This window comes from Streptomyces sp. NRRL S-495 (genome assembly GCF_000966955.1).
GTDB lineage: Bacteria > Actinomycetota > Actinomycetes > Streptomycetales > Streptomycetaceae > Kitasatospora > Kitasatospora purpeofusca.
The window spans coordinates 1-7236 of sequence record NZ_JZWY01001024.1 but is presented as its reverse complement, the minus strand read 5'-3'; the positions used below and the strand labels follow the sequence as shown (position 1 = coordinate 7236).

Annotated in this window: 6 protein-coding genes and 1 pseudogene; all 7 read left to right on the top strand. The window is 74.7% G+C overall.

Going from position 1 to position 7236, the window contains the following annotated elements; all coding sequences use genetic code 11:
- Positions 1–545 (top strand): annotated as a pseudogene (locus VR45_RS38245) (VWA domain-containing protein); the annotation flags it as partial.
- Positions 546–890: 345 nt separating this feature from the next.
- Entirely contained in the window at positions 891–1664 is a 774-nt protein-coding gene (locus VR45_RS43125; protein ID WP_159394519.1) for an AfsA-related hotdog domain-containing protein, read from the top strand.
- Positions 1661–2329 (top strand): isoprenylcysteine carboxylmethyltransferase family protein, encoded by a 669-nt coding sequence (locus tag VR45_RS38240; protein ID WP_107084399.1) that lies wholly within the window; start codon positions 1661–1663, stop codon positions 2327–2329. Before VR45_RS43125 ends, VR45_RS38240 begins: the two co-directional genes overlap by 4 nt.
- A complete protein-coding gene (locus VR45_RS38235; RefSeq protein WP_234326577.1) occupies positions 2326–3045 on the top strand; it encodes a nitroreductase family protein in 720 nt (239 codons plus the stop codon). The genes VR45_RS38240 and VR45_RS38235 overlap by 4 nt, the downstream gene beginning before the upstream one ends.
- Complete coding sequence (locus tag VR45_RS38230; RefSeq protein ID WP_052709697.1) at positions 3042–5960, top strand: PEP/pyruvate-binding domain-containing protein; 2919 nt, start codon at positions 3042–3044, stop codon at positions 5958–5960. The genes VR45_RS38235 and VR45_RS38230 overlap by 4 nt, the downstream gene beginning before the upstream one ends.
- Positions 5957–6691, top strand: a complete 735-nt coding sequence (locus VR45_RS49625) for a cytochrome P450 (protein WP_052709696.1) — start codon at positions 5957–5959, stop codon at positions 6689–6691. The genes VR45_RS38230 and VR45_RS49625 overlap by 4 nt, the downstream gene beginning before the upstream one ends.
- Positions 6601–7236, top strand: a 636-nt coding sequence (locus VR45_RS38225; protein WP_353612755.1) for a cytochrome P450, incomplete at its 3' end; no start/stop codon positions are given. The genes VR45_RS49625 and VR45_RS38225, both read left to right, overlap by 91 nt.

Below are 7236 nucleotides of genomic sequence, written 5' to 3'. Positions count from 1 at the left end.
GGTTCCCCGCGGGCAATATCGCGATCTGGGACGCCGACTCCAGCAAGGGCGTCGAGGAGGCGATCGGCACCGTCAAGTCCGCCGCCACGAGCTTCCTGCGCGGCCGGGAAAAGGGCGTGCGGGGCACCAAGAACCTCTTCACCATGGGGCAGGACCTCAGCGCCGCGGACGTCACCGCCGAGCTCGACGCCCTGGACGCGGGTGCGTACGCCCTCGTCCCGGTCGACCGGCAGCTGCCCATCCGCGAGTTCGTCACCGGTGCGGGGCACACCTACCGGACGGGCTGTGCCTTCTACGAGCTGTCCAAGCGGGAGCGGATCCAGGGCGGCAAGCAGCTCGCCGTCGCGGAGAAGGACCCGGCCACCGGCCGGATGACCGGCAAGGTGTTCTCGGGCCCGGCGGCCCGCCGGCTCCTCGGCCTGCCGGATGCGGAGGCCACGGTCAAGCCCGGCGACAACCCCTCCTACACGGTCTTCGTCCAGTCCACCTCCGTCAACCGGAAGTTGGTGCCCGGTACCGAGCTGCTCGTCATGCTGCAGCCGTAGGGGGCAGCGCGGCCCGGCCCGGAGCGGCGGTTCCCCGCCGTCCCGGGCCGGCCGGGACGGCCCGGGGTGCTGTCGGCGATGGGGTTTTCGGCCATCGCTGCGGGTGTTTTTGGTCGCTGGCGGGGCCCGGTCGGGGTGTGGGCCGGTCCGGGTTGCTCGGACAGGTGATCGATGGTTACCTCGGTCCTCGTGACCTCGTTGGTACCAGGTGTCTCATATGGAACTGACGTTCCATCGGTTCATGACAGTTCGTCAGAAGACTTCCGGGGGGAGGGATTCGACCAAGGAGATGGGGTTCCGTCCGCAATTGTCGGCGGATCGGAGCCGGGGCTGGTCGTCCCGGTGGTGGTGGATGAGAAAGACCTCTGTTTCTTCGATCACCCGCTCGACCATGTGCCCGGAATGGTGCTGGTGGCAGGGGTGCTGGACGTCCTCGGGGCCCGGGCACCGGAGTGGGTCGACGCGGACGGTGGCCGGTTGCGGCTCTCGATGAGCTTCGACCGGATGTGTGAGCTGGGTCCCCCGGTGTGGCTGAGCGGCGGTCCGATCGCGGCCGACGACGGGCCGGCCTGGGAGTTGGTGGCGCTGCAGGACGGCGAGGCCGTCAGCCGGGCCTCGATCCGCTTCGGCGGGACGCCGGCCCCGGTCCGAGCCGGGCGGGAGACCGGGGTTCCGGCCGACCCCGCGGTTCCCGCCGATCCGACGCTGGTGCACCGGCACCGGCCGGAGAACGTCCTGCTGGGCGGGGCGGTGCGGGTCGAGCGGGCCGCGGTACTGGTGCCGCCACCGGGCCACCGGTTGGCGGGCGCCGGGGTGCACACCCTGGGCGCGCTGGTCGAGTCGGCCCGGCAGATGGCGACGATGCTGGGCCACACGGCCCACGGGCGGGACCTGGACGCGCAGATGCTCTGGCTCTCGCTGGAGGCGGACCTGCCGACCGGCCTGCCGGTGGAGGTGCCGTTGGAGCTGTGGTGGGAGTTCGCACCGGCGCGCGGGGCGCGCGCGGTGTACCGGTTCGCGGTGGTGGATGCGGAGAGCGGCGAGGGGTACGGCCGGTTGCAGATCGGCGTCCACACCCTCAGCCGCGCGGGTTACTTGAAGCGGAGGTCGGCGAAGTGAGTGGGGCGGAACAGGTGACGGGCACGGGCTCGTCCTGGGCGGTGCGGGCGCCGCAGTTGTTGTTCGTCGTCGCGGTGATCGCGGTGGCCACCGGCTTGGTGGTCCACCTGCGGCACGCGGGCGAAGGGGTGGACCTGGTGGCGGCCGTCCTGGCCGCCTGCTACCTGGCGTGGCTGGCGGTCGAGATCCCGGTGACCTTCCGGACCTCCGGCTCGGCGCCGCGCGAGTCGGCGTCGCTGCTGTTCTACGCGACGGCCCGGATCGCGACCGTGTCCGCGGCCGTGCTGGGGCCGCTGCCCTGGGACGAGTGGTCGCCGCTGCTGTTGCTCCCGGCGGCGGTGTTCGTCGGCGGGGTGGTGCTGCGGCAGGTGGCGATCCGCACGCTGGGGCGGTTCTACTCGCACCACGTGACCCGGCAGACGGACCACCAGGTCGTCACCTGGGGCGTCTACCGGTTCATCCGGCACCCCGCCTACGCGGGAATGCTGTCGGCGCACGTCGGCTTCGTGCTGTTCTTCCTGAACCCGCTGAGCGTGGTGCTGCTGGTCGTGCTCGCCGCCGCGATCACCTTCCGCATCCGCACCGAGGAGCGGATGCTGCTGAACATCCCCGGCTACCGCGACTACGCGGCCGGGCACTCCCGCCTCGTGCCGGGTCTCTGGTGAGCGCCTCCGCCCGCCCGCCGCGGGTCGGGGTGCCGGCGACGCCGGACGAACTGCTCACGACCACGCGTTCGGTGCGGCTGCGGCTGGACCTGTCACGCCCGGTGGACCTCGACCAGGTCCGCGAGTGCGTGGAGATCGCGCTCCAGGCGCCCAACGGCGGCAACACCCAGCGCTGGCACTGGCTGGTGGTGGCCGAGGCCGGGCTGCGCAAGCGGATCGCCGAGGTCTACCGGCGGTCGTTCGAGGCCCGCTACCCGCCGACCGCCGCCGCCGGGGAAGCGGCGGCGGGCGGGGCGTCGTCCGGTGCGGTGTCCGCGGGCGGGGTGTCGGACCGGATGCTGGCCGGCGGCCGGCACCTGGCGGAGCACCTGCACGAGGTGCCGGTGCTGGTGATCCCCTGCCTGGAGCTCGGCAGCCGCCCGCTGACGGCGGCCAACCAGGCGGGGGTGTGGGGCTCGCTCCTCCCCGCCGCCTGGAGCTACATGCTCGCCGCGCGCGCCCGCGGCCTGGGAACGGCGTGGACGACGGTGCACCTGGACGCCGAGCAGGAGGTCGCCGACCTCCTCGGGCTGCCGGGCGACGTGCGCCAGGGGGCCCTGATCCCCACCGCGCACGTGTTGGGGGACGGATTCGGACCGGCGCCGCGCCGGCCGGTGGACAGCGTGCTGCACCTGGACGGCTGGGGCGGCACGGGACGGGGTGGTGGGGGCGCATGACCGAACTCGTGGTGACCGCGGCGACGGACGGCGGCGAGGTGCTGGCCGACGCCGCCCGGGTCGGGAACAAGTTCGCCCGGCAGGAGGTGCTGCGGCGAGCCGGGTTCCGGGTACCGGAGTTCTTCTGCCTGCCCGCCGCCGCCTTCGACGAGGCCCTGGACGCGCTGCGCCCGTCCCTGCCGGCCGAACCGGCCGACGGCGCCGACCGGGCGGAGGTGGAGAGCTGGTGCGCGGCGGCCCGGGAGGCCCTGGGCGGCGCGCGGCTGCCGACGGCGCTGGCCGAGCGGATCCGCAAGGAGTTCGCGGCCGTCGCCGGGCCGGACGGCCTGGTCGCGGTGCGGGCGTGCGTGGTCCCGGTCGACGCCGGTGCCAACGCCGGGGCCGATGACGCTTCCGGTGGTGCCGCCCCGGAGGCCGACGCGGCCGAGGCGATCGGCGAGGACAGCGCGGTCGACCCGTTCGCCGGCATGAGCGACAGCTTCCTCTACGTCGACGAGGACGGCGTCGAGGACGCCGTCCTGCGCTGCTGGGCCTCCGCGTTCAACCCGCAGGCCGTGCGCTACCGGACCCTGCGCGGCCTGGACCCGCTGCGGGCCCGGGTGGCGGTCGGCATCCAGCGGATGGTGCTCGGCAGCCGCTCGTTCGTCGCGTTCACCCGCGACCCGCGCGACGGCGCGGTCCTCCGCGTCGTCGCGGCCGCCTACGGCATCGGCGAGGGCGTCGTCCAGGAGAAGGCGGACATCGACCACTTCTTCCACGACCCGGCCACCGACGAGGTGACCGCGCGGACCGTGCGCACGCAGTGGTCGATGGGACTGCCCGAGGGCGCCGCCGCCGGTTCGCCGGTGCTGCTGCCGGTGGCCGCCGACCTCGCCGACGTCCCGGTGCTGGACGACGACCAGGTGCGCGCGGTGGCCGAGCTGGCCGCGCGGGTGGAGGAACTCTTCGGCGTCCCGCAGGACATCGAGGGCGCCCTCACCGAGGACGGCGTCGTCCACCTGCTCCAGGCCCGCCCGCTGGTCACCGCGCCGCCCTCGGCCACGACCGGCACCGGCGCGGCGACCGGCACCGCGGCGACGGAGGAGCCGGGGAGCGCCCAGGTCTACTGGGGCAACCACAACATCACCGAGAGCTTCCCCGGTGTCTCCGGCGCGCTGACCTTCTCCCAGTCCCGCGAGTTCTACCGCCGCTCCTTCACCGACCTCTACCGGCGGATGGGCGTCCCCGAGTCCTGGGTGCGGGACAACGCCCACCGCCTCGCCCGGATGGTCGGCTACCTGGAGGGCCAGGTCTACTACCGGCTGGACGACTGGCACGCCCTGCACGGGCAGATGCCGATGTTCGAACTCGTGCGCCGCGGCTGGGAGCAGGCGATGGGCATCACCGGCCCCGCCCGCGGCGAGCGCCGCTGGGCCGCCCCGGCCGTCGCCCTGGCACTGCCCCGGCTGGCCTGGCGCAGCGCCCTCCACCCGTGGCAGGTGAAGGGCTTCCTGCGCTGGTGGGACCGGCAGATGGCCGAGGCCGAGACCGTCGGCGACTCGCCGGAGGAGCTGATCGCCTTCTACCGGCGGCTCTGGGAGCGTGCCGGCGAGCGCTGGGGCGTCACCCTGGTGAACGCGTTCATCGCGCTCGTCGTGCTCGGCGCGGGCAGCATCCTGCTGCGCCGCTGGACCGGCGAGGGCCCGCAGGTCCTGGTCGGGCTGATGGGCGGCGGGCGGGAGAACCGCTCGCTGGAGGCGGTGCGCGCGGCCATGGGCCTGGCCGAACTCGTCGGCGCCGTCCCCGAGCTGCGGGCCGCCGTGCTCGACGACGCGAGCGACCCCGAGCAGCTGTGGCGGCAGATCGTCGAGGGCCACCACGGTGCGGCCGTCGGCGACGCCGCGCGCGGTTACGTCGCCCGCTACGGCGACCGCGCGCTGCACGACCTGAAGCTGGAGGAGCCCACACCCCGCCAGCGCCCGTGGACCGTGCTCGCGCTGATCCGCCCGCTGGTGCGCCAGGGCGCGACGGTGGCGGCCAGCCGCGCCGACGAGCAGGCGGCCGCCCGCAAGGCCCGCGAACGACTGCGCGAGGTGCTCCCGAACCCGGCCCGGCGGGCCGTCCTGCTCGGCGTCACCTCCCTCGCCCGCGACCTCGCCCGGATCCGCGAGGACACCCGGTTCTGCCGCACCCAGCTGTTCGGGCTGTCGCGCGACGTGATGTGGCGGCTGGGCGCGGAACTCGCCCGCACCGGCGTCCTGGACGACGCGCTCGACGTCGCCGACCTGACCGTGGAGGAGGTCATCGGCGCCTTCGACGGCACCGGCACCGTGACCGACCTGCGCGCCCTGGTCGCGCTGCGCCGCACGCAGCGCGAGCGCTGGGCGAAGAACCCGCAGCGCCCCGCCCTGCTGGGCACGCCCGCCGGACTGCCGCTCGCCCGGGCGCTGCCGAGGGCGAGCGCGGTGGGCACGGCCGCCGCCGTCGACGACGGGCTGCTGCGGGGCATCGGCTCCAGCGGCGGCGTGGTGCGCGGCCGGGCCAAGGTGGTGCTGGACCCGTCCACCGACCCGGACCTCGCCGCCGGGCGGATCCTGGTCGCGCGGGAGACCGACCCGGGCTGGCTGTTCCTGATGATGTCCGCCACCGGCATGGTCGTCGAACGCGGCACCCTGCTGTCCCACACGGCGATCACCGGTCGGCTGCTCGGCGTCCCCACCGTGGTCGCCGTCCCGGGGGCCACCACGGCGATCCCCGACGGCGCCTGGATCGAGATCGACGGCGCGGCCGGGACGGTGCGGCTGCTGCCGCCGTCCGAACAGCCGGAGGAGCCGGAGGAGCCCGAGGCGCTGGGGGAGTCGGACGGGACCGCCCCGACCGACGGGACCACCCCGACCGACGGAACCGCCACCACCGAGAAGGGCGACAGGACATGACCGACGACCCGGCCCGTTTCCCCTTCCCGCCCGCCGGCGACGTGCGCCCGCCGGACGCGTACCACGGCGTGCTACACGCCCGCGCCCCGCACCCGGTGCAACTCTCCAGCGGGCAGCCCGCCCTGCTGGTCACCCGGCACGAGGACGTCACGGCCGTCCTCGGCGACGACCGCTTCAGCCGGGCCGGCTACACCGAGCTGGCCCGCCCGCTGTTCGCCCGCAAGACCGAGTCCGTCCTGCTGGCCACCGCCGACGCGCCCGACCACACCCGGCGCCGGCGCGCGATCCTCCCGGCGTTCACCGCCCGCCAGGTCCGCCTGCTGCGGCCGCGCCTGGAGGCCCTCGCCGAGGAGCTGCTCGACGACCTGACCGCCGGTGCCACCGGCGGCGAGACCGATCTGGTGGGCGGCTTCACCGTGCCCTTCCCGATGCGGGTCATCTGCGAGGTGCTCGGCGTCCCGGTCGAGGACAGCGCGATGCTGCGCGCGGAGGTGGACATCCTGATGTCCACCTCCGGCCACACCCGGGAGGAGGTCGCCGCCGCCCAGGCGCGAATGGACGAGTACTTCACCGCCCTGGTTTCACCGCCCTGGTCGACGGCAAGCGGCGCGCCGCCGAGGCCGGCACCCCGGCCGACGACCTGCTCACCAGGCTGGCGCTGCGCCCGGACGACGACCCCGACCAGCGGCTGTCCGACCGGGAGGTGGTCTCCCTCGGCTCGGGCATGCTGATGGCCGGCTACGAGACGACCGGCAACTCCTTCGGCATGTGCGTGCTGCTCCTGCTGCGCCACCCCGAGCTGGTGAAGCGCCTGCGCGCGGAGCCCGCGCGGACCCCGGCGGCGGTCGAGGAGATGCTGCGCTTCAGCTCCCTCAACAACACCGGCGGGGCGCCGCACCTGGTGACCGAGGACACCGTGCTGGGCGGCTGCCCGGTGGCGGCCGGGCGGATCGTGGTGCCGCTCACCGACACCGCCAACCGCGACCCGGCCGTCTTCACCGACCCGGACGCCTTCGACCCGGACCGTGCGGACGTGGGCTCCCACCTCGCCTTCGGCTACGGCCGTCATCTGTGCCTGGGTGCCGAACTCGCCCGGGCCGAGCTGCAGATCGGCGTCAACGCGCTGCTGCGCCGCTTCGAGGTGCTGGAACTCGCCGTCGCCGAGGGCGAGTTGGACTGGCGGCGGACGATGTTCATCAACGGCGTCTGGCAGTTGCCGGTCCGCTGGACGGCGGCCGGTGCCGCGGCGGTCCCCGCGGCGGAGGGGCGGCCGGCG

What these genes read in the sequence shown, in the direction of transcription:
- VR45_RS38230 (WP_052709697.1), top strand. Translation starts at nt 3,042, where the DNA reads ATGACCGAACTCGTGGTGACCGCGGCGACGGACGGCGGCGAGGTGCTG.
- VR45_RS49625 (WP_052709696.1), top strand. Translation starts at nt 5,957, where the DNA reads ATGACCGACGACCCGGCCCGTTTCCCCTTCCCGCCCGCCGGCGACGTG.